26 protein-coding genes and 2 pseudogenes are annotated in these 24244 nt (G+C 62.1%); 12 read left to right on the top strand and 16 right to left on the bottom strand.

All coding sequences use genetic code 11. The features are described 5' to 3' along the window. The first annotated feature begins 51 nt into the window (after positions 1-51). Positions 52-1917 carry a hypothetical protein gene (locus tag OLZ32_RS14980; RefSeq protein ID WP_264421623.1) on the top strand — a complete coding sequence of 622 codons (1866 nt, stop codon included), beginning with the start codon at positions 52-54 and terminating at the stop codon, positions 1915-1917. Between the two features lie 120 nt (positions 1918-2037). Here OLZ32_RS14980 and OLZ32_RS14975 read toward each other — a convergent pair whose 3' ends face one another. Beyond that, positions 2038-2283: a hypothetical protein gene (locus OLZ32_RS14975; RefSeq protein WP_003544643.1), complete on the bottom strand. Its 246-nt coding sequence runs from the start codon at positions 2281-2283 to the stop codon at positions 2038-2040. Positions 2284-2624: 341 nt separating this feature from the next. Here OLZ32_RS14975 and xseA point away from each other — a divergent pair, with 341 nt between their 5' ends. Then, positions 2625-4205 carry an exodeoxyribonuclease VII large subunit gene (gene xseA, locus OLZ32_RS14970; protein ID WP_264421621.1) on the top strand — a complete coding sequence of 527 codons (1581 nt, stop codon included), beginning with the start codon at positions 2625-2627 and terminating at the stop codon, positions 4203-4205. Positions 4206-4207: 2 nt separating this feature from the next. Continuing rightward, the gene (locus OLZ32_RS14965; RefSeq protein ID WP_264421619.1) at positions 4208-4801 is read left to right on the top strand and encodes an NAD(P)H-dependent oxidoreductase; all 594 of its coding nucleotides are present in this window, start codon (positions 4208-4210) and stop codon (positions 4799-4801) included. Between the two features lie 203 nt (positions 4802-5004). Here OLZ32_RS14965 and OLZ32_RS14960 read toward each other — a convergent pair. The 3 genes and pseudogenes from OLZ32_RS14960 to OLZ32_RS14950 all read right to left on the bottom strand — a co-directional run bounded on the left by OLZ32_RS14960 (position 5005) and on the right by OLZ32_RS14950 (position 7653). Next, positions 5005-5299 (bottom strand): annotated as a pseudogene (locus OLZ32_RS14960) (GIY-YIG nuclease family protein). 290 nt (positions 5300-5589) lie between these two features. Then, a complete protein-coding gene (locus tag OLZ32_RS14955; RefSeq protein WP_017990010.1) occupies positions 5590-6843 on the bottom strand; it encodes an aminopeptidase in 1254 nt (417 codons plus the stop codon). A gap of 126 nt (positions 6844-6969) precedes the next feature. Then, on the bottom strand, positions 6970-7653 hold the full coding sequence (locus OLZ32_RS14950; protein WP_003544653.1) for a glutathione S-transferase family protein: 684 nt from the start codon (positions 7651-7653) through the stop codon (positions 6970-6972). Positions 7654-7735: 82 nt separating this feature from the next. On the opposite strand from OLZ32_RS14950, the gene OLZ32_RS14945 reads away from it, so the two are divergent. After that, positions 7736-8179, top strand: coding sequence for a MarR family winged helix-turn-helix transcriptional regulator (locus tag OLZ32_RS14945; protein ID WP_264421617.1), 444 nt, complete (start codon positions 7736-7738; stop codon positions 8177-8179). A 76-nt stretch (positions 8180-8255) separates the two neighbouring features. Here OLZ32_RS14945 and ybaK read toward each other — a convergent pair whose 3' ends face one another. The 4 genes from ybaK to OLZ32_RS14925 form a co-directional block, all read right to left on the bottom strand. Beyond that, positions 8256-8729, bottom strand: a complete 474-nt coding sequence (ybaK, locus tag OLZ32_RS14940; protein ID WP_003544657.1) for a Cys-tRNA(Pro) deacylase — start codon at positions 8727-8729, stop codon at positions 8256-8258. A gap of 32 nt (positions 8730-8761) precedes the next feature. Then, positions 8762-9112: an ArsC family reductase gene (locus OLZ32_RS14935; RefSeq protein ID WP_003544659.1), complete on the bottom strand. Its 351-nt coding sequence runs from the start codon at positions 9110-9112 to the stop codon at positions 8762-8764. Between the two features lie 118 nt (positions 9113-9230). Beyond that, positions 9231-10292: a succinylglutamate desuccinylase/aspartoacylase family protein gene (locus OLZ32_RS14930; RefSeq protein WP_003544660.1), complete on the bottom strand. Its 1062-nt coding sequence runs from the start codon at positions 10290-10292 to the stop codon at positions 9231-9233. 91 nt (positions 10293-10383) lie between these two features. After that, a complete protein-coding gene (locus OLZ32_RS14925) occupies positions 10384-10983 on the bottom strand; it encodes a 2'-5' RNA ligase family protein (protein WP_264421615.1) in 600 nt (199 codons plus the stop codon). Between the two features lie 281 nt (positions 10984-11264). Between OLZ32_RS14925 and OLZ32_RS14920 the strand changes: the two genes are divergently transcribed. Beyond that, positions 11265-11828: a methylated-DNA--[protein]-cysteine S-methyltransferase gene (locus OLZ32_RS14920; protein ID WP_264421613.1), complete on the top strand. Its 564-nt coding sequence runs from the start codon at positions 11265-11267 to the stop codon at positions 11826-11828. A gap of 111 nt (positions 11829-11939) precedes the next feature. Here the strand turns inward: OLZ32_RS14920 and OLZ32_RS14915 are convergent, their stop codons facing one another. The 3 genes and pseudogenes from OLZ32_RS14915 to OLZ32_RS14910 form a co-directional block, all read right to left on the bottom strand. Next, positions 11940-12674, bottom strand: coding sequence for an SDR family oxidoreductase (locus OLZ32_RS14915; protein WP_264421612.1), 735 nt, complete (start codon positions 12672-12674; stop codon positions 11940-11942). A gap of 34 nt (positions 12675-12708) precedes the next feature. Beyond that, a pseudogene (locus OLZ32_RS39395) lies at positions 12709-12813 on the bottom strand (short-chain dehydrogenase/reductase); the annotation flags it as partial. Continuing rightward, on the bottom strand, positions 12795-13169 hold the full coding sequence (locus OLZ32_RS14910; protein ID WP_264421611.1) for an Atu4866 domain-containing protein: 375 nt from the start codon (positions 13167-13169) through the stop codon (positions 12795-12797). The gene OLZ32_RS14910 and the pseudogene OLZ32_RS39395, both read right to left, overlap by 19 nt. Before the next feature lie 105 nt (positions 13170-13274). Here OLZ32_RS14910 and OLZ32_RS14905 point away from each other — a divergent pair, with 105 nt between their 5' ends. Then, entirely contained in the window at positions 13275-14168 is an 894-nt protein-coding gene (locus OLZ32_RS14905) for a LysR family transcriptional regulator (RefSeq protein ID WP_264421609.1), read from the top strand. On the opposite strand, the gene OLZ32_RS14900 is transcribed toward OLZ32_RS14905, so the two are convergent. Further along, positions 14165-14455 (bottom strand): AbrB/MazE/SpoVT family DNA-binding domain-containing protein, encoded by a 291-nt coding sequence (locus OLZ32_RS14900; protein ID WP_264399672.1) that lies wholly within the window; start codon positions 14453-14455, stop codon positions 14165-14167. The genes OLZ32_RS14905 and OLZ32_RS14900 overlap by 4 nt on opposite strands. 98 nt (positions 14456-14553) lie before the next feature. Then, positions 14554-15078, bottom strand: coding sequence for a hypothetical protein (locus OLZ32_RS14895; protein ID WP_264421607.1), 525 nt, complete (start codon positions 15076-15078; stop codon positions 14554-14556). A 78-nt stretch (positions 15079-15156) separates the two neighbouring features. Here OLZ32_RS14895 and OLZ32_RS14890 point away from each other — a divergent pair, with 78 nt between their 5' ends. From OLZ32_RS14890 to OLZ32_RS14870, 5 genes are all read left to right on the top strand, one after another. After that, entirely contained in the window at positions 15157-16101 is a 945-nt protein-coding gene (locus tag OLZ32_RS14890) for a LysR family transcriptional regulator (RefSeq protein WP_003544677.1), read from the top strand. Positions 16102-16266: 165 nt separating this feature from the next. Beyond that, a complete protein-coding gene (locus tag OLZ32_RS14885; protein WP_264421605.1) occupies positions 16267-17121 on the top strand; it encodes a helix-turn-helix transcriptional regulator in 855 nt (284 codons plus the stop codon). Positions 17122-17159: 38 nt separating this feature from the next. After that, positions 17160-17705 (top strand): YbhB/YbcL family Raf kinase inhibitor-like protein, encoded by a 546-nt coding sequence (locus OLZ32_RS14880; RefSeq protein ID WP_003544680.1) that lies wholly within the window; start codon positions 17160-17162, stop codon positions 17703-17705. Positions 17706-17870: 165 nt separating this feature from the next. After that, the gene (locus OLZ32_RS14875) at positions 17871-18752 is read left to right on the top strand and encodes an AraC family transcriptional regulator (protein WP_264421602.1); all 882 of its coding nucleotides are present in this window, start codon (positions 17871-17873) and stop codon (positions 18750-18752) included. Between the two features lie 265 nt (positions 18753-19017). Further along, a complete protein-coding gene (locus tag OLZ32_RS14870) occupies positions 19018-19548 on the top strand; it encodes a dihydrofolate reductase family protein (protein WP_003544683.1) in 531 nt (176 codons plus the stop codon). A gap of 228 nt (positions 19549-19776) precedes the next feature. On the opposite strand, the gene OLZ32_RS14865 is transcribed toward OLZ32_RS14870, so the two are convergent. Beyond that, positions 19777-20826: an alpha/beta hydrolase gene (locus tag OLZ32_RS14865; RefSeq protein WP_264421600.1), complete on the bottom strand. Its 1050-nt coding sequence runs from the start codon at positions 20824-20826 to the stop codon at positions 19777-19779. Positions 20827-21046: 220 nt separating this feature from the next. After that, positions 21047-22207, bottom strand: coding sequence for an aldo/keto reductase (locus OLZ32_RS14860; protein ID WP_264421598.1), 1161 nt, complete (start codon positions 22205-22207; stop codon positions 21047-21049). A 172-nt stretch (positions 22208-22379) separates the two neighbouring features. Between OLZ32_RS14860 and OLZ32_RS14855 the strand changes: the two genes are divergently transcribed. Beyond that, positions 22380-23267: a LysR family transcriptional regulator gene (locus OLZ32_RS14855; RefSeq protein ID WP_017990027.1), complete on the top strand. Its 888-nt coding sequence runs from the start codon at positions 22380-22382 to the stop codon at positions 23265-23267. Positions 23268-23507: 240 nt separating this feature from the next. Here the strand turns inward: OLZ32_RS14855 and OLZ32_RS14850 are convergent, their stop codons facing one another. After that, positions 23508-24161, bottom strand: coding sequence for a hydrolase (locus OLZ32_RS14850; RefSeq protein WP_264421595.1), 654 nt, complete (start codon positions 24159-24161; stop codon positions 23508-23510). Positions 24162-24244 lie beyond the last annotated feature (83 nt).

Genomic DNA, 24244 nt, shown 5'->3' with positions numbered 1-24244 from the left:
CTTGATCGGCGGCGGCTAAAGTTCGGGTATCGAAACGAACCGCTAACCACAATGAACGCTGTGCAGCCGATCCCCCATGCATCCTCCGCGATCGACGCTCCAAGGAGCGGGCTGCCCGCTCCCAGGGGCGAGGCGCGCGACCTGCTGACGCGTCTCTGGCCAACCGTCATCGGCTATAGCGTCATCCTTGCTGCCGCCATCCTCATCACCAAGCTTTCCGGCGCCACCGATTACGTCGGCCCCGACAATGATGACGGAATGCGTCTCGTCGAGGTTCGCGATTTTCTGGCCGGGCAGGGCTGGTTCGATCTGATGCAATACCGTCTCGGCCTCGACGGCGGCACATTGATGCATTGGTCGCGGCTGATCGATCTGCCGATTGCCTCGCTGATCTGGTTCTTTGGCCTGTTTGCGCCCCGTGAGACGGCCGAAGCGCTGGCGCTCGCCGTCTGGCCGGTATCGCTCATCCTGCCCGCCATGCTCGCCATGGCGGTTGCCGGCCGGCGCATCGGCGGTGTTGCCGCCATGCATATCAGTCTCGGCTTGACCGGTCTTGCGATTTACACCGGAAACCGCTTCGCGCCGGGCGCCATCGATCATCACAATGCGCAGCTGGCGCTGGTCGCGACGATGATCGCGATGCTGCTGGATCCAGAGCGTCGCGCCTGGAGCTATGCGGTTGCCGGCATCGCGGCAGCCGTTGCCATCGCCATTGGCGCCGAGACGACCCCCTTCGTCGCCGCCGTCTGCCTGACCATCGCCCTGCTCTGGGCATGGGAGGGCGAAAATTTCGCCGCCGCCAAGGCCTTCGGGCTGGCCTTGGCGATTGCGATCAGCATCCTCTTCTTCGCAACGGTGCCGCCCCGGCTTTATTCGACGGTCACCTGCGACAATCTCTCGCTCGGCTATTACAGCCTGGCGGCGATCGGCGGCGGGTTGCTGTTGTTTTCGGCGGTTTTTGCCAGCCGCTTGCGCCGGCCCTTGCGCTTTGCCGCACTCGCCGTCGTCGGCGCCGGCGTTCTCGGTTCGGCGATCGTGATCGCACCGCAATGCCTGAGCGATCCGCTGGCCGGTCTCGACCCGATGCTGGTCGAGCTCTGGCTCAGAAATGTTTCGGAAGCGCAGTCGATTTTCGCTCTCGGACGCACCGATCTCTTCTCGATCGGTGGTTTCTATGCGGCCGGCCTGTTCGGCATCGCCGTCTGCATCTTCCGCGTCGTCCAGCGTGACCGTGTGCAAATTCACCTGGTCCTGCTCTTCCTGCTGATGACGAGCTGGGCAATCGCGCTGGTCCAGGTGCGCGGTTCGACGTTCTCGAACCTGATCTCCATCCTGCCGCTTGCCCTGTTGATTATAGATGTCCGCCGCATCTCCAACGGCGACAGCGAGAATGTCGCAGCCGCCTTCGTCTATATCGTCACCGTGCTCGCCAGTGCTCCGGCCGCCTGGGCCGTCGGCGGAGGATTTGTCTCGCTGCAGATGCAGAATGCTGCACAGAAAAAGGCGGCAGAGCCGGCAAAGAAGATTTCCTGCACATCGCAAGCGGCGCTGGCGCCGCTCGCCGGGCTACCGGCCGGATTGGTCTCGGCGCCGTCGGAAATGGGCGTGCCCATCCTCCGCTTCACCGCGAACCGGGTTCTCTCCGCGCCTTATCATCGCAATCAGGGCGGCATGCTGACGGAGCTGCATATCGGCATGGCGGAGCCGCAGGAGGCGGAAGCCTTCCTGAAGGGGACCGGCGTGACGGTGCTTGCCTTCTGCCCCGGCGACCTGCAGACCCGCGAGATCGCCAAACTGAAGCCGGATGGGCTCTATGCTGAGCTCGGCAAGGGCAATATCCCGCCCTATCTGGAACCGCTTCCGAAGGCGGCGGACGTGGGCGTTCAGTTCTTTCGCTATCGGCCGGCGACGAATTGACGCCGACAATCTTCAGGATGGGATAAAGCATGTCGCGAAAACGACATGCGTAAAAGCAAAGCAAGCGCGGGAAGCCGATCTGAAAGATCGCGACGCGCTTGTCAGTGTGAAAACGCGCTGTCAGTGCGAAACGCGCATGGCGCGGCGAAGGCGCTGATTGGCATAGAGCCCGAGCACGAAGAGCATGAGGCCGCCATTATAGCCGAGCACGGCATAGACGAATGCGAGAATAGACACCGGCCCGGGCGAGGTTATCGCCGCCAACGCGAATGTCATGCCGATCAGCGCGGCGACCAGCGCGATCACGCCAGCCGAACGCGTCTGCCCGGCGCTGACGCCCAATGCTGCTGCTGTGAGAATAATCATTTCAGCACCTTCCCAGAGAGAACGAGGGGAAGCATAGGAAGCGCCAACTAACAAAGATTTACCGGCGACCTTCGCCGAAAAGCCTTTGTATTGCGGTGGTTAGCAATCCCTTTCGGATAAAACGCATATTCTAACTATCCGTTCCGCGACAAAGCATATTTACGCGATTTTGTTGTTTGTCCACCTGGCTGCAACGAGTGCATGTGCTGGATGCGTTGAGACGAGCGCGCTTGATGCAATGGCGACGAACGCCTCCCACAACGATTTCAACGGCTGGGAAAACCGATCCCAAAGCCCGTGCCACCCTTCCTGTTTCCAGCGGATGGACATAGAAAGAGGGGATGAGCAACGTCTTCGACGGCGATTCGCCGACCAACCTTGCCGAATATTCGGTTTCGGAGCTTTCCGGCTCGATCAAGCGCACCGTCGAAACCGCCTTCGACCAGGTTCGCGTGCGTGGCGAGATCTCCGGCTATCGCGGGCCGCACTCGTCGGGCCATGCCTATTTCGCGCTGAAGGACGATCGCGCCCGCATCGATGCCGTCATCTGGAAGGGCACCTTCTCACGGCTGAAGTTCCGCCCGGAAGAGGGCATGGAAGTCATCGCCACCGGCAAGGTCACCACCTTTCCGGGCTCTTCGAAATATCAGATCGTCATCGAGACGCTGGAGCCGGCCGGCGCCGGCGCGCTGATGGCGCTGATCGAGGAGCGCAAGCGCAAGCTCGGCGCCGAGGGCCTGTTCGATGCCGCCCGCAAGAGGCGGCTGCCCTTCATGCCGAGCGTCATCGGCGTCGTCACCTCGCCGACCGGCGCCGTCATCCGCGATATCCTTCACCGCATCTCCGATCGTTTTCCCGTGCATGTCCTCGTCTGGCCGGTGAAGGTCCAGGGCGAGGGCTCCGGCGAGGAGGTGGCGAACGCCATCCGCGGCTTCAACGCGCTGGAACCTTCAGGCGCCATCCCGCGCCCGGATGTGCTGATCGTCGCACGCGGTGGCGGCAGCCTGGAAGATCTCTGGAGCTTCAACGACGAAATCGTCGTGCGTGCTGCCGCCGAAAGCGCAATACCGCTGATCTCAGCCGTCGGCCATGAGACCGACTGGACGCTGATCGACTACGCCGCCGATGTCCGTGCGCCGACGCCGACGGGGGCAGCGGAAATGGCAGTGCCGGTCAAGGCGGAGCTCGAGGCGCAGGCCGCCGGTCTTGCGGCACGCCTGCAGGGCTGCATGAACCGGCAGATGGATCAGCGGCGCCAGTCGGTGCGTGCCCTGATGCGGGCATTGCCATCGCTCGATCAGCTTCTCGCATTGCCGCGCCGCCGTTTCGACGAGGCGGCAACCGGTCTCGGTCGCGGGCTGGAGCTCAACACCATCAACAAGCGCCGCGGCTTCGAGCGCGTCGCCGCGCATCTGCGCCCCGATCTGCTCGCCGGCCGCATCACCGAGCGCCGCCAGACGTTGAACGAGCGCATGGCCCGGGCCGAGCGCATGGTCGAGCGGCTGATCGACCGCTCGAAATCGCGCGTCGACCGCGCCGAAGCCATCCTCGCCTCACTGCCGGCCCGGCTGAAGACCCAGACCGACCGCGGTCGCGAACGCCTCGGCAATCTTTCGCGCCATGCCGATACGGCGGTCCGCCACCAGCTGACCCGCGCGCGCGCCGAGCTTTCCGCGCAGGACCGTGTGCTGCAGTCGCTCTCCTACAAGAATGTCCTGAAGCGCGGTTACGCCGTCATTCGCGATGACGATAACAGGCCGGTCTCGCAGGCTGCTCACCTCTCCGCCGGCATGGGCATCGCCATCGAATTCGCCGACGGCCGTGTCGGCGCCATGACCACGGAAGGTGGCACACCGCCGGCCGGTGCCAAGAAGCGCAGCGTAAAGCCCGCAGAACCGCCGAAGCAGGGAAGCCTGTTCTGACGATGCGGATCCTGCTGGTGCTTGCCCATCCGCTGGAGGATAGTTTCGCCGCTGCCGTGGCAAGGACCGCACGCGAAGCGCTGGAAGCCTCCGGCCATGTTGTCGACCTGCTTGATCTCTACCGCGAAGATTTCGATCCGCGTCTTTCGAACGCCGAGCGCGGCGGTTATTTCGATCAGCCCTACGATACCTCAGCCGTTGCCGATATCGTCGCCCGCCTGAAGGCTGCCGACGGCCTGATCTTCGTCTTTCCGCAATGGTGGTTCAATTTCCCCGCCATCCTGAAGGGTTTCTTCGACCGCGTCTTCGCCCCCGGCGTCGCCTTCAGCCATGATGCTGCCGGCGGCCGTATTGTGCCGCAGCTGACCCATATCAGGCTGCTCTATGCGCTGACGACGACAGGCTCGCCCTGGTGGCTGGTGCGTCTCTATATGGGCGATCCGGTGCGCCGGCTCTTGAAGCGCGGCATCGCCGCCTTCTGCTCGAAGCGATTGAATTTCCGCATGCTCAGCCTGCACGACATGGACCGGGCCACCGATGCAAAGCGCAGGGCCCATCTCGATCGCGTGCGTAAGCTGCTATCGGCGATCCGCTAAAGCAATTCCAGCAAAAGTGTGCAGTGGGTTTGCGTTCGGATTGCGTGAAAAAACAGATAGGAGGAGAGCTTGGTCGCGATGCCGTGGAACCGGCACGCCCTCTCTCCAGCCTCATCCTGAGGTGCCCCGCAGGGGCCTCGAAGGACGGGGCTGGCCACCGGCGCATCATCCTGAGGTGCGATCCGAAGGATCGCCTCGAAGGATCATCCGGCTTTAATCGGCCCGCGCTTCGACAAATCAGGCAGGGCCTCGTAATCCATTGCCATCAACGCTTCCTTCTTTCGGCGCGACCAACCCTTGATCTGGCGCTCGCGGGCGATGGCGTCGAATGCGGTCATAGGTTTCGGTGAAGACGAGTTCGACCGGGCGGCGCTTGGCGGTATAGCCGTCATAGGTTCCGGCATTATGCTCCCAGACACGCGCTTCGATCTCCTGCTTGGTGAGGCCGGTATAATATGAGCCATCGGCGCAGCGGAGAATATAGACGGTGACTTCCATAAGAGGGAGGCTAGCATGGTGGGTCGGCGGGCGGCAATAATGCTGGAGGTGTCTGCCACCCGCCCTCGTCCTTCGAGGCTCCGGCCTTTGGCCTCCGCACCTCAGGATGAGGGCTGATCCGTGGTGCTTGCCGCGTGGGATAACATTGCCGGCCTGCGTTGTCGCTGCCTCCCTCTTGAGCCGAGCCGCCACGTCTCTCCAGCCTCATCCTGAGGTGCCCCGCAGGGGCCCCGAAGGACGGGGCTGGCCGCACCAGCGCGCTTTATCCAGTCAGCGCACGATGATGCCGCTCAGGCCCATTCGCCTTGCCGCATCACCGGAACCCGTGAGCCATCAGGCTTGAGGCCGTCGATATCGACCTTGTCGGAGCCGATCATCCAGTCGATATGGATCAGGCTGGAATTGCCGCCCTGTGCCTTGATCTGCTCCTGGCTCAGTGTCGCGCCATCGAGGAAGCATTTGGAATAGCACTGGCCGAGCGCGATGTGGCACGAGGCGTTTTCGTCAAACAGCGTGTTGTAGAACAGGATGCCGCTCGCCGAGATCGGCGAGGAATGCGGCACCAGCGCCACTTCGCCGAGCCGGCGCGCGCCCTCGTCGGTATCAAGCACCTTGTTCAAGACCTCTTCGCCGCGCGAGGCCTTGGCCTCGACGATGCGCCCGCCTTCGAAGCGCACCTGGATATTGTCGATCAGCGTGCCCTGGTGCGAAAGCGGCTTGGTGCTCGACACATGGCCTTCGACGCGCAGCGCATGCGGCGTGGTGAAGACTTCCTCGGTCGGAATATTCGGATTGCAGGTGATGCCATTCTTGGCGGTGGACGCGCCGCCGTGCCATTCATGCCCGTCGGCAAGGCCGATCGTCAGGTCGGTGCCCGGTCCCCGGAAATGCAGCGAGGCGAAGCGCTCGCCGTTCAGCCAGGCGGAGCGCTTGCCAAGATTGGCATTGTGCTCGGCCCAGGCGGCGACGGGATCGCTGACATCGACGCGCGAGGCTGCAAAGATCGCCTTGGCGAGCTTGGCAATCGCGATCGGTTCCGGATCGTCGGGGAAGACCACCTTGGCCCAGGATGGGTTGGGATAGGAGACGATGTTCCAGTTGATGTCGAAATTCGAGATCTTTTCCAGCGCCGGCTTATAGGCGGTGGAGTTGGCGCGGTTGGCGCGGCCGACCTTGCCGGCATCCTGCTCGGACAGCAGCATCGGATTGTCGCCGGCGACCGCAAGACGGGCCGCCCCGTTGGCATAGGCCTTGGCCATGCCCTCGTAGAGCCAGCCGGAGGCGCGGTCGAAGCTCTCGTCGCTGCCATATTGATAGCGCGCCAGCGTCGTTTCCTCGTCAGAATAGAAGGCGGAGACCAGCCCGGCGCCGGCCTGATAGGCGTGTTTGGTGATCAGGCGGACGAGCGGCAGCGCCACGACAGGCGCGGTGATCACCAGGTCCTGACCTTTTTGCAGCTGCAGCCCGACCTTGACGGCGACTTCCGCAAGCTTTTCCAGCTTGACGGGATCAACGGTGTTCTGGCTCTGGGGCATGAAAGTCATGGTTCAACCTGCCTTCTGTCATCGACGGTGGGAGGCTGGAAGACTTAGACCCGTTTGCGGCGAAAATGAAGCGCGCCGCTGCCGAATTGCAGCGGCCGGATTATATGTCCGGCCGCTCGCGGGGCTTTAAGCTGCGGCAGGCAGCCTGAGCAGGATCGAGTTATGTTTTTCGAGGAATTCCATCAGCCGCTGCGGATAGTCTTCGCCAACGGCGGCCTTGACGCTTGACCGTTCGGACAACGTCTTGCGCCAGCGCTTCACCCGTTCAAGCCCTTCGAAGATGTCGCTGTCGCCGAGCGTCTCGAAGAGATCGAAATACCGAAAGACCGGCGCGAAGACGGCGTCGACGAGGCTGAAGTCGTTGCCGGCGAAATAGGGGCCGTCCGTCAACACCTTCTCGACAGTTGCGAATTTGGAGATGAGCGCCTTGCGCTTGGCCTCCAACTGCGCGGCATCCTCGGCCGTCTCGTAACCCCAGAGATCGGAAAGCACGGAGGAACCGAATTCCATCCAGCCGCGATGGCGGGCACGCGTCAGCGCGTCCTTGGGATGCAGCGCCACACCCGGCTGCGTTTCCTCCAGATATTCGCAGATGACGCTGCTTTCGAACAGCACGGCCTGGCTGCCGTCTTCCTCCTCGATCCGCAGCAGCGGCACCTTGCCGAGCGGCGAGATCTTCAGGAACCAGTCGGGCTTGTCGGCAAGATCGATGTTGATGCGCTCGAAGGGCACGCCCTTTTCGAGCAGCGCGATCGCGGCGCGCTGCACATAGGGGCACAGATGATGGCTGACGAGGGTAAGCTTGCTCATGGCGGTCTCCACACGACGATGATAGATGTAAATGCATCTAATAGTGCTTGCGGCGAAATTCAAGATAGATGTAATTGCATTTATGTCTGAAAAAACGTCGAATCCGAGCGAAGCAGTCACCTCTGCCTGGACCAGCATCATGCGCGCCCGCGAGCGGTTGCTTGGCGCCATCGAAGCCGACCTGAAGGCGGCCGGCATGCCGCCGCTTGCCTGGTATGACGTGCTGTGGGAATTGGCGCGCTCGCAAGACGGCAAGCTGCGCCCCTACGAGATCGAGGAGCGGACGTTGCTGGCGCAGTATAATCTTTCCCGGCTGCTCGACCGGCTGGAACGGGAGGGCCTGGTCCGGCGCGAGGCCTTCGCTGAGGATGGACGCGGCCGCTGGGTGGTGATGACAGATGCCGGCCGAAAGCTTCGCGAGCGCATGTGGATCGTCTATGCCAAATCGATCGACACTCATATCGGCTCCAAGCTTGCCGAAAACGAGGCGAAGGCGATCGCCGGCCTGCTCGACCGCTTTCTCTGAATCCTGTTCTCAATTGAAGAGCGAGAGCATGATGTCGTCGGAAAAACCGCTCAGACTTTTCGGCATCATGCTCCGATCAGGCAATCAGCGGCGCGGCGACGGCCTTCAGTGCCTTCAACGCATGCTTCGGATCGAGCCGCACCTGCAGCCCGCGCTGCCCGCCATTGATATAGACGAGCGGTTCGCCAAGCGCGGCTTCCTCGATCGCCGTCGGCACGGTCTTCTTCTGGCCGAAAGGGCTGATGCCGCCGACATGATAACCCGTCAGCCGCTCGGCATCGGCAGGCTTCATCATATTGGCCGATTTACCGTGAAAGGCGCTGGCAAGCTTCTTCATGCTGACCTCGCGGTCCGACGGCACGACGACGCAGACCGGCTTGCCATCCACCTCCGCCATCAGCGTCTTCAGTACCCGGCGCGGCGCCTCGCCGAGTGCTTCGGCCGCCTGCAGCCCGACGCGCTCGGCATTGGGGTCGTAGTCATAGGTATGGACCGTGAAGGCGATGCCCGCCTGCGAAAGAACCTGTGTCGCGCGCGTGGTCTTGGACATCTCTTTCCCTCGTGAGTTCACCCGGCCGCCTGTCAGCCGCCGAATGCACCGGCGTAAATCTCCGGCTTGAAGCCGATCAGTAGCTTGCCCTTCGCCTCCAGCACCGGCCGCTTGATCATCGACGGCTGGTCGAGCATCAGCTGGATTGCCTTCTCCCGGGTCAGGTTCTCGCGCTCCGCATCGGACAGTTTGCGGAAGGTGGTGCCGGTGCGGTTGAGCACGGTATCGAGGCCGGCCTGGTCGATCCAGGCTTCGAGATGGGTGCGATCGATACCCAGCGCCTTGTAGTCGTGAAACTCATAGGCGATGCGGTGTTCTTCCAGCCAGCTGCGGGCCTTCTTCATCGTGTCGCAATTCTTGATGCCATAGATGGTGACGGCCATGCCCGATCGATCTCCCTGTGATGACAGCGAGATAACATGCACGAAGGCCGGCGCAAACGCCGTGCGACTTTTTATCCCGAGCGCGTCGACAATCGCAGCAGGACAAAAGCGGCCCCGTTCAATTCTCCAGCGTGCCGGCCTTGCGGGAGGCCTTGCTGGGTTCGTCGCAGGCGATCTTCATCAGGTCGCTGCGACGCCGCACCAGCCGGTCGGAGGTTCGGGTGAGGATCAGCCCGTCCTGTGGCGCGGTGAGCTCGATGCTGCCGCCCGGCTGCCCCGGCCGGGTGACGATCGTCACTAGGCGGTCGCCTTCGGCAACCCTCTCGCCGATGTCGCGATGGAAGAGTACGGCGCCGCCTTCCGGCGCGCGGATGATCTCGACATTGTCGAGCGGCACGGCCGGACCGGAAAATACTGTCGCCGCGGGCTTCCCATCGCCAACGATCCCGCGTGCCGCGAGGAAGTGCCAGAGCCCGTCCGCATCCTTTTTCGCCAGTACCGGATCGACGTCGCGTTTGCCGCGCAGCTCGACGGTGACGGAGAGTTTGCCGGGCAGCCGGGGGCGGCGTTCGCCGGGAACTTCATATTTCCATGCAAAGCCGACGGCCTCCTCGAAGGCCGAGCTTTCGCCATCCGAAAGCAGCACGGCCTCCATGCCGAGTGCAGCGGCGAGATCGGCCGCCTCCGGCCAGAAGGCCTCGTCGATATAGGCATATTGCAGGGATTCGTCGTCGCAATGCAGGTCGAGCACGAGATCGGCCCCGAGCGCCATATGCAGTAGCTGCCTCTTCAATCTGTCGGTAGCCGGGTAATCATCGAGATCTTCGATCAGCGTGGCGCGATCAACAATCGAGATCAGCGGAAAATCCCGGTTGAAATTGGTGCGTGAGCCCAGGTCGAAACGGCCCTGCAGCTCGCCGAAATGCGATTGCGCCGCGCCGATCGGATTGGCCTGCGGCACGATGGTGATGTCGCCGGCGATCCCGCCTTGGTTTTCCGCCTGCCGCAGCCGCTCGCAGAGGAAATGCAGCAGCACCGTTCCCGGCAGTTCGCCGGCATGCAGTGCCGCCTGGATATAGATCTTCGGCGCCTTCGGATCGTGGCCTTTAAAACGCAGCACCGGCAGCCGCCACTCCGTTCCCGGCGTATCTCCGGGGATGATGATCTCTGAAACGTCCATGCTGATTTCGCTTCCCGTGTGCAACACCTGAACGAGCTTTATGCGCAGAAGCTGGGCAAGCGCAAGCCGCGGCCAAGGGCATCAGCCTGCCTTAGCCGAGCAATGGCCAGCGATCGATAATGCGATGTTCGGTTTCTCCAATCAGGCTCTCGATGAGCAGGAATTCGGACGCCGTCCACGAAACGGGTGTGTCGAGGGTCGTCGGCGGCACGGCTTTGCGGTCGTAGAGCAGCGTCATATGCGGCGTGAAATCGCGGCTGATATTGTGCCGCAATCCGGCATTGTGCATGCCGACGCCCAGTTGGACATGCACGCGGGTGAGCGGTTTCCGTCCGCCCTCGCCGCAAAGCACAAGCGCTCGCGCCTGCGGGAATCGCATGATCCGGTCAAAGGTCATTGCGATCGGCGCACTCTCGACTGTGGCGCCGGCCTGTCGTGCCGCGAAGACCACATCCTCCGGCAGCTTCGGATAGTCTCCGACCCAGATGATCGACACATGCAATGTCGTCAGGCGCGGCCTGCCGGAAAGGGAAAAGGCTCGACGATAGTCATCGGCGATTGCGGCCGCCTGCTGCTCGATGGCATCAGGAGGACAGAGCGCAAAGAAAAGTCGGTGTCCGCTGGCGTAGCTTTCGTTCCGCCGTCCGCGACCATTTTTGTCGTCTCCGAAGTCGAGGGGCATCTGGTTCATAGAGTCTCAGGTCGTCATGACCCACCTCGTCGTTTTCAAAACGCGACGAAGATACTCTGCAAGGAAGCAACATCAAGAACAGAAAGAGAACATAATTTCCCGACATGCTCGGGCCACACTTATCCGAAACGTCGCTCAGGACCGCGTGAAGTGGATAGTCGGTCGACAATGCCGAGGTGCATCGCCATATTCCCTGGAAGCCCGGCACGCGCAAGAAACGGGTTGAAACAGCGGCCGTCCCATACGATTTAGAGGGTCATCGAAAACGCGGAGGCTGTGTCATGGCTGAGACAACGCACCACTATCTCATCTTCGAAACCGCGGGCGGTTTCTGTGGTATCGCCTGGAGCGACGCCGGCATCACCCGCTTCCAACTGCCGACCAAATCAGCAGAGGCGACCGAACGGCTCCTGCTGCGCCGCCTGCCGGATGCCGAAGCCGGCGCGCCGACGCCTGCCATACTGGAAACGGTCGCGGCGGTGAAGCGTTACTTCCAGGGCGAAGAGACGGATTTTTCCGGCGTCGAACTCGATCTTGCCGGCCAGGATACCTTCTTCCGGGATATTTATGCGGCGGCAAGGCGTGTCGGCTGGGGCCACACCACCACTTACGGCGCGCTGGCGAAGGAGCTCGGCGTCGGGCCGGAAGCCGCCCGCGACGTCGGCCAGGCGATGGCGAAGAACCCGGTCGCTCTGATCATTCCCTGCCACCGGGTGCTTGCGGCCGGCGGCAAGATCGGCGGCTTCTCCGCGCCCGGCGGTTCGTCATCGAAGGCCCGCATGCTGGAGCTCGAAGGCGTCAACCTCGCCCCGCCGCCGCCTGCCCAGCAGTCTCTGGGTTTTTAGGCGGCGGAGGCTTTTCGTTTTCCGCAATTCCCGGCAAAATCGCTTCGCGCTTTGCCTGGCAAAACCACTCAACACTTTTGCTGGAATTGCTTTGACAGCAGTCTCAACTGATCAATAGGGGCTGGCTGTCGGCCGGATGATGATCTCGCTGACATCGACGTCATCGGGTTGGCTGACGGCGTAGAGGATCGAATTGGCGATGGCCTCGGGGCTGATCGTGATCGCCCTGAAAGCCTTCATGGCGTCCCGCGCCGTCGGATCGGTAATCGTGTCGGCCAGTTCCGACGTCGTCGTGCCGGGAGAAATGACCGTCACCCGGATACGATCGGTCTCCTGCCGCAATCCGTCCGAGATCGCCCGCACCGCGAATTTCGTCGCGCAATAGACGGCCGCCGTCGGCGAGACGCTGTGGCCGCCGATCGAAGACAGGTTGATGATCTGCCCGGACCCCTGTGCCTTCATGATCGGGAGCGCCGCCGCGATGCCGTAGAGAACGCCCTTGATGTTGACGTCGACCATCCGGTCCCACTCGTCGACCTTGAGAGCCTCAAGCGGCGAGAGCGGCATGACGCCGGCATTGTTGACGATCACGTCCAACCGGCCGAACTCGGATTTGGCAAAGCCTGCGAAGGCTTCCACATCCGCCCGGTCGGTGACGTCAAGCTTTTGCAGGCGCACTGACCCGCCCTTTGCCGCAATGTCGCCGGCGAGTTCCTCCAGGCGCTCGGTGCGGCGTGCGCCGATGACGATATGGGCGCCTGCGGCAGCCAGCACCTTTGCCGCAGCCTCTCCGAGGCCGCTGCTGGCCCCGGTGATGGCAATGACTTTTCCTTTGATATCAGACATTTCAAGCTCCATGTGTACGCCGCTCGCCTGGCGGTCAGGTGGGAAAATCGGCGCTGAGCGTTGTTTCCGCCCAGGCGTCGAAGTTTGCGCGCAGCGCATCGTTGCCTTTCAGGCGGCATATCATTTGCGCCGAAGCACCATGCCGCCATGATGGAGGGTATTGCCGTCGACGAAGTCGCCGTCGGCCGTGAAGCCCGTGTCATCCCAATATTCGATGTGGCTTCCGGTGACTTCGTAGCGTCCCTGGTAGGCGCTTTCCCGGCTGCCGCGAGCTTCGTCGTATCGGCCATTGGGCAGAAGTTCGTGGCGGACGCGGCCATCATCCGTCACCCACATGCCGACATAGGGATGTTGCTGCATTCTGTTCTCGCTTGTTTGTTGCTGCTGAGTTTCTCGGTCGTTCACAATGTCGGCGCCGAACGAACTGGTCGCTGCGCCCGCCAGGGTGACCACCGTGAAAAACCGCAGGAGGGGGCTTTTGAGAATCCTTCGCATTGCCTTGCCTTTCGAAGCCTTCGTTGACCTCGACTGAAAGATAATACGGAGAACCCGAGTGATTAAGTTGCCAATCCAGGATGCCTTGGTTAGAGATACTAACCAATGGTCGACGATCTCGAAGGCATTTCGGTTTTTCTTGCGGTGGCGGAGGCGCGCAACTTCCGGCTCGCCGGCGAGCGGCTCGGCGTTACCCGCTCCGCCGTCAGCCAGGCCCTGCAGCGCCTGGAGGATCGGCTCGGCGTCGCCTTGGTCCAGCGCACGACGCGCAGCGTCAGCCTGACCGAAGCCGGCGAAATGTTCTTCGACGCGGTTCGTCCATCGCTCCGTCAGGTCAAGGATGCGATGCAGACGGTAAGGGAAATGCAGGCGCGCCCGAGCGGCCTGCTGCGGATCACCGTTTCCTCGATCGCCGAGAACTTCCTCTCCGGCACCTTGCTGGCCGGCTTCATGGAAGCCTGCCCTGATATCAAACTCGATATCACCATCACCGATGACGAATTCGATATCGTCGAGGCCGGCTTCGACGCGGGTGTCCGGCTGGGCGAGGTGATCGAACAGGATATGATTGCGATTTCAGTCTCCGAAGAGCAGCGACAATGCGCGGCCGCATCCCGCAGCTACATCGAGCGCCGCGGCCATCCCCGCCATCCCCGCGAGTTGCAGAACCACGCCTGCATCGGATGGCGGCCACGCCCGGATACGGCGCCTTATCGCTGGGAATTCACCGAAAACGGCCGCGACTTCGACGTCTCCGTCGATCCCACAGTCACGACCAACGACATGGGAATGATGATCCGCATGGCCTGCGCGGGAGCAGGCATCACCTTCGGCATGGTGGAGACCTTCCAGTCCTATATCGACCGCGGCGAACTCGTGCCGCTGCTGGAGGATTTCTGTCCGCCCTTTCCGGGCTTCTATCTCTATTACCCCAGGCGCCAGAGGCAGCCGCTGAAGCTGCGCGCATTGGTCGATTATGTCCGCAAGTCTAAGGGTTAGATGCCATCTGCGAATTCGAGGCCGTCACGGCGGCGGGCTTCGGCCAATACGTCGGTTTCCATGTCTTCCAGAGTTTTCGGCTCACCGCTGAAGGGAAGCATGCCGAATACATCGTCCGGCTTGGTTTGAGAAAAGGCAGGAGCCTGCCTCAGAAGCACGCCTTCCGCAGTTTCCTCAACGATCAGCCGAGTACCAGCCTCCCATTTCCGCCGCTGGCGGATCGTTTTTGGGAGAATGATCTGCCCTTTGGTCGAGACCGTTGCAATGAGGTTTTCGGAGTGAGCCATCAGCTTGAGTCCCGCAGGTAACACAAAGACAAGATATGCGAGGCAGATGGTTCCGTCACCACACTATCGCGAGGTTCAGGGCTTGAGACGGCGGAGTCCTAAGATACCGCAGCCTCGCCAGCGAGGGCCTGGATTGCCTTAGGTTGAGGACGCAGCAGCAAATAGAATGCGAAGACGTGGCTGATCATCAGCAGGGGCACGTAGATGACCGGGATCGCATATGCGGCGCCCAATTCCTCCGCCCGCGCCGGCAGGCTGGCCTGGATCGCGTGATAGTAGTCGAGGACGAGGTCGCCCATCCCCACGAGATTGAAGGCGATGACGAATAGCCAGAAGACCGGACGTATCCTGATCGTAATGAGTGCCAGCATGGCAAGCAGCCCGGCCGCGAGGTCGCCATAGGCGGCGAAGGCGGCGAAGCTGGCGGGCAGGGTGGGACCGACGACGCCGGGCAGAATGAAGACGAGCCCGAAAAAGCGGAAGCTATGCAGAGCGGCAATGGCGCGGTGCGCCCTGACCCTGTCCATCGAAGTGAGCCAGGGCAGAATATAGGCGCCGAAGCAAAGCAGCCACGCGACATAACCTAGGACGAGATGGGTTTGGAAGATGGATTCCGTCGACATCGGGGCACTCCTGATTTGTGGGATCCAGATGTACAGCCGCTTCCCTCGATCGACTATTGGCGATAATATCGATGCGGTATGAAGCAGAACTTCACAGTCAGGCAAGGCGCGCTCGACGGCGTTGAGGCGTTTCTGAGCGTTGCCCAGCACCGCAGTTTTCGCAAAGCAGCTGGGGAGCTCGGAGTGACCCCATCGGCAATCAGCCAGGCCGTACGCGCGCTCGAGGAGCGTGTCGGCGCAGTGCTCTTCATCCGCACGACGCGCAGTGTCGGCCTGACGGAGGCCGGTGAGCGGTTTCTTATGCGCGCAAAGCCCGCTTTCGAGGAACTGGTCGCCGCAAGCGCGCTTGCGCGTGAGCTCGGGCAGCGACCGGCTGGACTGTTGCGTCTCACGGTGCCGCCGGCAGTGGTGCCGATCCTGCTGGAGCCACTGATCGCATCCTTCTGCCAGGCCTTTCCCGAGATCGAGGTGGAGGTCGCCGCGAATGAGGGACTGGTCGATATCGCCGCCGAAGGATTTGACGCCGGTATCCGGCTCGGCCAGTTCATCGCAGCCGATATGATCGCAGTGCGGCTGACGCCGCCCTTCCCGCTGGTCGTCGTCGGCAGCTCCGAATATCTGCGCCGGAGAGGGCGGCCCGAGCGCATCGACGATCTGCGTCAACATGCCTGTATCCGCATGCGCCGCTCGAACGGCTCAATCGCGCCGTGGTCGTTTGTCAGCGGCAAAGAGCCGATAGAGGCGGTTGTCTCCGGGCCGTTGATCGCCCATGATTTTCCCACCATGCTGGGGGCGGCCATCGAAGATATGGGGCTTGCGCAAGTGCCGGAGCCAATCGCCGCCGGACCCGTGAAGGCGGGAAAACTCGTCCGCGTCCTGGAGGCGTTCGCCCCGATGGCGCCAGGTGTATTCCTCTACTATCCCAGCCGTCATCAGGTGATGCCGAAGCTGCGGGCTTTCATCGATCACGTGAAAAGCCGGGCGGAGGCTGGCGACAAGACCCGAGTTCACATCGATGACTAAATGACGCTCAAGATTGCCCATCACACGTGGTTTTGATATTCCCGATCCTCAAGGGATCGGTGGGGCGAGGCGGGCGTCTTCATGCCGGTTCTACCGATCATAGCTCCATTATCACGGCCTGGCGGCCGGAGCCCCACGATCATCCATCCCGTTGGCGGAGAACATATGCTCGACGACGTCTTTCCCGTTCCGACGAGAGCCTTGATCCGTCAGGGCGGGCGGGCCTGTTTTTATCGTCTCGTCAATACGAGCCCCTTGTTGATACAGGTGCAATCGGGAACGAAGATTGTCATGGCCGATGACAAGGCCTTGCGCCTCGAGGCGGGCGCCTATGGCTTGCTGCCCGACTATCGACCGTTGACGATGGAGAACATTCCCAATGCGCCGCAGAAGTATCAGACCCTGGCGCTTCCCGTTCCGCGACCGCTATTCGAGGAAGCCTATAGCAGGATGGGATCGATCGCCGTTCCATCAAGGCCTGTCCCGGCAGGCACCTCGGACCTGCCGGAGGAAGCTGCGGCATTGTTCGACTATTGCTGTCAGCCCGGCAATTTGACGAGGCTTCCCGGCGCTATTGCCAAGGCGCGTTTGATCGAACTGATCACCTGGTTTGCGCTCGGCGGAGCGGTGCTGGGCCAATGCCAAAGCCCTCGGCTCGAGGACCGGCTGCGGCAGATGATCGAAAGCGATACGGCCTTTGATTGGACGCTGGGCCATGCGGCGCGCTCGTTCAACATGAGCGAAGCGACACTCAGGCGGAAGCTCGCCGCCGAAAGTACCGGCTTTACTGAGATCTTGAGCGATACAAGGATGAACCGCGCCTTGGGCCTCATTCAAACCACAACCCTGCCGATGGCGCAGATTGCGCTTGAGGTCGGTTACGACTCTCCTTCTCAATTCGCGGCGCGGTTCAAGGAGCGGTTCGGCGTCAATCCGCGCCATGTGCGGGGTGGCTCTGAGCGGTTTGAGCGGATCGGGGCAGAAGTTGAGCGTAGCGGGGCAGATGCGCTTGCGCGGTGACGATAGTTTTCCGACATTATCAACCGCAGGAAAACAGCATGCGTTTCATCACAGCAGTACTTCTCGCTACGTCCGTCTTCGGCGCGACGGCCGCACAGGCCGAAATGAAGCTCACCTCGAAGGATCTGGTCGCCGGCAAGTCCATGGCCGACGCCCAGGTCTTCAACAGCTTCGGCTGCGCCGGCAAGAACATCTCGCCGGAGCTGACCTGGTCGGGTGCGCCTGAGGCGACCAAGAGCTTCGCCATCATGGCTTACGATCCGGATGCTCCCACAGGCTCGGGCTGGTGGCACTGGTCGGTCTTCAACATTCCCGCAAATGCCTCGGAGATCGCCACTGGCGCCAGCGGTGACAAAAAGCTTCCCGCAGGCACTGTCGAAGGTCGCACCGATTTTGGCATGTCAGGCTATGGCGGCGCGTGTCCGCCGGCCGGCGATCCACCGCACCACTACCAGTTCACCGTCTACGCGCTGTCGGTCGACAAGCTCCCGCTTCCCGAGACTGCGCCGGCTGCCATGGTTGGCTTCTATGTCAGGGCAAACACGCTCGACAAGGCCTCCGTCGAGGTCACCTACGGCCGCTGAAGCCGGCTTCGGATCACAGTCGTCATCCCTCCATGACAACGGCCGGCCGAGGATCGCATACTCGGATCGGTCGGCACGCCGGCTGATCCATGCCAAACCGCAAGATCGGTCGAGCGCTGCGTTGCCTGAGGGATCTAGTTTGAGCTGCCACGGAGACCAAGACGAATGACCGCAGCGCTTCGGAACTATCATGAGCGGATGCAGCGAGTGCTGGACTATATCGACCGGCACCTCGATGCCGATCTCGATCTTGATATTCTGAGCGGTGTCGCAGCCTTCTCGAAGTTTCATTTCCACCGGCAGTTCACGGCGACCTTCGGATTGTCAGTGCATCGCTATATCCAGCTTGCCCGCATGAAGCGCGCTTCATACCGGCTGGCCTACAGGGACGAAGAACGCGTCACCGATATAGCGATGGATGCCGGCTACGATGCGCCGGATGCCTTCGCCCGCGCCTTTCGGCAACGGTTCGGGCAATCGCCTTCGTCGTTTCGGAAGTCTCCCGACTGGGAGCCGTGGCTTGCCGCCTTCGGGCCTCTCGACAATGCAAGGAGCAAGCTCATGCAGAAGACTTTTACCACTGACGACGTGATAATTCGCAATGTGCCCACCACGCCCGTGGCGATCATGGAGCATCGGGGCGACCCGGCGACGCTCGGTGCCACCATCCAGCGGTTCATCGCCTGGCGCAAGGCCGCTGGCCTGCACCCCAGGACAAGTCCGACCTTCAACGTCTGGCGTTCCGAGCGGCGTCCTCAGTCGCCTGCCGATTATAGCGTGGATCTTTGTGTCGGGACCGACCAACCGATCGAGGCGAACGGCAAAGAGATCAAAGCCGGCGAGATCCCTGGCGGACGCTGCGCGGTGCTGCGCGTCGTCGGCAACACCGACAATCTGGAGCCCGGCGCGCTCTACCTTTATCGCGACTGGCTTCCGGCCAGCGGCGAGGAAGCACGCGACTTCCCGATCTATTGTCAACGGCTGAGCTTCTTCCCGGAAGTGGCGGAGCATGAGGCGGTGGCGGAACTGTTGCTGCCGCTGAAATAGCGCCCTCCGGCGGCGGCTTGTCCATTCGGATCGCTGGACGTGGACGGGCCGTTGTCACCCCAAGCCGGCCGGTTGGCCAGAATGTTCGAGGCTGTCCGCTCCTTTGACCGGGTCAGCAATTCGCATGGCAGTTGGCGACCATCAGCTCGCGGATTTATGCGCTCTTCAATACCAATTGCGATATAAAACCAGTTGAGCTAACTTGAGACCGATTGCATAATGCAATCGGGCCTGCGCGGATGTGCCGTTTGAGGAGGAAGTGAGGATGTCTAAGCTTGTGTTCGGAATGAACCAGTCCCTGGACGGCTACGTCGATCATATGGCGTTTGCGCCAAGCCCGACGCTCTTCCGCCACTTCATCGAAGAGGCTCAGCGGCAGGCGGGCAGTGTGTACGGTCGCCAGATGTATGAGGTCATGCGTTATTGGGACGACGAACATCCGGAATGGGATGCAGAGCGACAGGCCTTCGCGGCGGCGTGGCGGAATCAGCCGAAATGGGTCGTCTCGCGCTCGTTGAAGTCGGTCGGTCCCAATGCCAGGCTCGTTGGGGAAGATCTTGAGGCCGCAATCCGCGAGCTGAAGGCGGAACGCGACGGGGAGATCGAAGTTGCCGGCCCCAATTTGGCGCAAAGCCTCACCGCACTTGGCCTGATCGATGAGTATCGAATCTACCTGCACCCCGTCGTGCTCGGTCACGGCAAGCCATATTTCGCCGGACCCCGGCCGCCGCTCCGCCTGATGGCTCACGATCGGATTGGCGAGGATGTGATCAGGTTGACCTACGTTCCGGCTTGATCTCGCGACTTGCGGCGCCAGCTTCTGCTGAAGTGCGCCGGAGGCGCTAGCCCTCGCCGGCTGCTGGGCTGCAGGGGCTGCCTGTTGGCTTGCCAACTGTTCGGGTTGAGACTGTGCTTGGGCAGCACCTGCGGGTATCAGGGCCGTGATCAGCAGGGCGGCTAATTTCATAACGACTCTCCATTTTGTCGATGCCGGCGGGCCTTCGACGATCCTTTCATGCGATTTCTACCTGCTCTCAGAGGTCGTAGTGGCCGCCGAAATCAGCGCGTGCTTTTTCCAGAACCTGGCGGCCTCCGATATCCATCCAGCCGCACTGGTGCCAGAACCGATGCCAAAGCCATGGCCGACATCGTCATAGAGCCGATACTCGACCGGTGTGCCCTGCTTCCGCAGAGCTTCGACGCGTCGCTGCATGGCCGCCGGCGGGGAAATGCCATCATGTGCGCCGACCACCACGAAAGTGGGTGGCTCAGTCGCCGCATAATCGGAGTGGGCGGTATAGGCCATGACAACAGCGGCAGGCTTGGGAAGGGGCTCACCCCCGAAAGCCGCCGTGCCATGCGAGCCCATGGACGCCGCCAGCCGCGCGCCCGCAGAACTTCCCCAGAGCGAATAGTGTTCGGTGCTGACGCCGAGCTGGCCCGCGTTGCGGAAAATATAAGCCAGGGCGGCAGACAGATCGCCCATTGCGGCCGCGCGTCCCTGGCTGACGCGATATCGCAGCACAAACGCATTCAGGCCCTCGGCATTGATGCCTGCCGCATAGGGAAAGCCCTCGTGAACGGAGCCGACATAGGAGAACCCGCCGCCTGCGGCGATCACGGCAAACGGTGCGCCTGCCTTGCCGCGGAAAAAGAACAGACCGGTCTCGTTCAGGGACGGATCAGCCCGTTTTTGCTCGGCGGTATAGATGTCATGGAAGACCGTATTGCCAGCAGTCTCGTCATCAATCATCCGGTTCAGGCCGGCAACGACAACCTCCGGATCAACATTCGTGTGATACGGCAGGAGGGCGCCAAAGTCGCGGATCAGCATCGTATCATCGACGGCACGCTCGTGCCGGGGCATGATCAAGGGGGCAAAGCCTGAGAAGGCCGGATGCTGCAGAAGATCCTGAATCGGACTATCTGCAGTCAGGTGGGTGGAGCGGCCGGCCTGCCCGCTGCCCAGGCGGCTCTGTTCCGAGCTCGCCAGCGCCTGCGCCGGCTGCGCGGTCTCAGCCCCGGATGTTCCCAGAAACAAGGACAGCGCCATGAATACGGGCTTAGCAATCACCGGGCCGACTCTTCCCGATCGGCGCCTCGATGACACCACGATCGTAAGCGCCCCGGAACAGTTCGAGCATCGCAGGTCGGTCGGTGGGAGTGCCATACATGCCCGCCCATTCCCATGCAGCCCATTTCCATACAGCCAAGGCCGAGGGCCGGGCCTTCAAGGCTTCCGAGTTTCCTGGTTTTCATAGCGCGACCCTTTCCGTTTCCGGGGCGTCGGTTGATTAAGCTTTTTCGCGCGCTTCCACGCCCGAGAACTGCAGCACGCGATCGGGCAGGCGCTGTCCCTTGATCTCGATTGCGCGCACCGAGGTATTCAGTTCATCGAGTTCGGCCGGGGTGAACTGGATTGCCGGTGCGCCGATGTTTTCGAGCATGTGCGGCATTTGCGTGGCGCCGGGGATCGGTACAATCCACGGCTTCTGATGCAGGAGCCAGGCCAGCGCGATCTGCGAAGGCGCTGCCTGTTTCCGCTCCGCCCACGTCTTGACCACGTTCACAAGGGTCAGGTTGTGCGGCAGGTTCTCCGGCGAGTAGCGGGATTCATCGTGGCGGATGTCGCCCTCTGCAAAGCGCGTCCGCGCGTCGATGGCGCCGGTGAGGAACCCTACACCCAGAGGGCTCCACGGCACGAAGCCAATGCCGAGTTCCTCACAGGTCGGGATGACTTCCGCCTCGGCCCCGCGCCATACCATGGAATATTCGTTCTGCACGGCAGTGAGGGGCAGTTCGGCATGGGCGCGGCGAAGCGTTTTCAGACCCATCTCGGAGAGGCCCCAGTGCAGGACCTTTCCCTCTGCGATCAGATCCTTGACGGCGCCGGCGACATCCTCGATCGGCACTTCCGGGTCGACACGGTGCTGGTAGAGAAGATCAATGCGGTCGGTGCGAAGACGCTTGAGCATACCGTCGACCGCGAGCTTGATGTGATCGGGGCGGCTGATACGGCCTGGGCGGCGTTCGCCGGTCACCAGGTCAACGTCCCAGCCAAACTTGGAGGTGATCACGACCTGGTCACGGAATGCGGCAATGCCTTCCCCAAGAATGCGCTCACCTTCATGCGGACCGTAAGCCTCGGCGCAATCGAAAAAGGTAACGCCACGATCGAAAGCCGTCCGGATGATGTTGTACATTTCAGACCGGGTCGGGATGGTCGTCTGAAAATTGCGATGCATGTTCTGGATGCCGATGCCGACGCTGGAGACCTCGAGCGTGCCGAGCTTGCGCCGGGCGCCGGAGGAGAGCGTGGTCGTCACGGGCGTTACCTGTTGTGCGGCGGCGGGACCGATCGCGGCGGCGCCGATGGTGGCGGCCGCAACCAATCCTGCCGCTCCGAGCAGCGATCGACGGCCGATTTCCGGGCCGGGACGTTCAACATTCCGCATGAAAAATCCTTCGTGAAAGAGTGCGCTGTGCATCATTGCCTGGAGACGCAATGCGTCACCGGCGCCTGTGCCGGCGCGTAGAGCCGGAGCGGCCTCATCAAGATAAGCGGCTGAGAACTGGATGATAATGTGCTATAATCCGCATGTGGTATTTAGGAGAGCTAACAAATCCATGGAGTTCAACGACCTTGCTGCATTCGCCGCGGTGGCCCGGGCACGGAGCTTCACCAAGGCTGCAGCGCAGTTGGGTGTGTCGCCGTCGGCGCTGAGCCAGACAATCCGCAATCTTGAGGAGAGGCTGGGACTTCGCCTGCTGACCCGCACCACGCGCAGCGTAGCATCCACCGACGCCGGGGAACGCCTGCTGCGCACCGTTGGACCACGCTTTGATGAGATTGAGGCGGAACTGGCAGCCCTGGGCGAGCTTCGGGACAAGCCCGCAGGGACGTTCCGGATCACCTCGGGTGAACACCCGGCCGTAAGCATCCTCCAGCCGGCCCTCAACAGGTTCCTGCTGGACTATCCGGACATTCGGGTTGAGATCATCATTGATGCCGGCCTGAGGGATATTGTTGCCGAAGGTTTTGACGCCGGCGTCCGGATGGGCGAACAGGTCGCGAAGGACATGATTGCAGTCCGCATCGGCCCTGACATGCGCATGGCTCTGGTCGGATCTCCTGCTTACTTTGAGCGCAACCCGCGCCCCGGAACCCCCAACGATCTGGCTGCCCACAGCTGCATTAACGCGCGGCTGCCGACCTATGGAGGTCTATTCACATGGGGACTGGAAAAAGACGGGCGTGAAGTGAGGGTGCGCGCCGAGGGGCAGCTCGTGTTCAACAGCCTCGCACTCAGATATCAGTCTGCCCTGGACGGCCTGGGACTGGGCTACATGCCCGAAGACAAGGTGATGCCTGCGATAGCGGACGGGCGCCTGATCCGGGTGCTCGAGGACTGGTGTCCGACGTTTCCCGGATATCACCTGTACTATCCGAGCCGGCGCCAGCCTTCTCCCGCTTTGAGCCTGCTTCTGGACATTCTCCGGTATCGAGGCCCGTAAGCGGCCAGCCTTTGCCCACTCAATCACCCTCATCGTGTGGTCGGTCAGTAGGTTGGCCTGGCGCGCCTGGCCGCGGACCTCCGCGCGTGACGAAAGCAGTGCGGCTCGTGGTCGTCGATCATGACGACCGCGCGCATCCAGGCATGGACGGTCTTCCTATCAAGAGGGGGTGAAGAGTCTCGATAAGCAATCAGTCTTTTCGCAACGCCTCACTCGAGAATCTCTGCACCCCCGCTCAGATCAGCCTGCGTTGCTCGGCACCGGCGTGTTGAGCAGCTGCTGCTCCCAGAGGTACGCGATGCCGCTACCGGCGGCGTGCTGCTTGAGAACCTCCGTCAACTCTGCAGCGTGCTCGGTGCGCGCCCAGTCGCGCTGCCATTCGGACGCCAGCGCCAGCCAGGTCATCATGTTCGCGCCAGCCGCGATCATCCGCTGGATGGCGACCTCGTGGGCCTCGACCGAAGTGCCGCCCGACGCGTCGGTGATAACAGTCACATCCCAGCCTTCGCCGAGCGCCTGGATCACCGGCATCGCGACGCAGATTTCGGTCCACAGGCCGGCGATGATCAGCTGCTTGCGGCCGGTCGCTTTGACCGCGTCCACGACGTTCCTGTCTTCCCAGGTATTGATGAACGTACGGTCGATGACCTCGTGGCCGGGAAATACGTCGGTGATTTGCGGGAAGATGAGACCGCCCCGATCGGCGATCACGCTCGTCAGGATGGTGGGAACACCGAAAGCCCTCGCGGCCTTCGCCAGTGCCGTCGAATTGTTGACCACTGCATGCGGATCGTGGCTGTTCAGGTTCGCGAGCTGGTAGGGCTGGTGGTCGATCAGAACGAGTACCGAATCTTCGGGACGAAGAAGCGAAGCAAGGCCGTTACGAAAGGTCATTATTACTTCCTTTGCTGCCGCCCATGAGCGGCATTGGTTTTGCGGGAGACATGCGCCAGGGGCGACGTTGCCTGGAAGCAGTA

Origin of the sequence: Rhizobium acaciae, from assembly GCF_025941625.1 — a bacterium.
GTDB lineage: Bacteria > Pseudomonadota > Alphaproteobacteria > Rhizobiales > Rhizobiaceae > Rhizobium > Rhizobium acaciae.
This window is presented reverse-complemented; position numbering and strand designations above follow the sequence as displayed.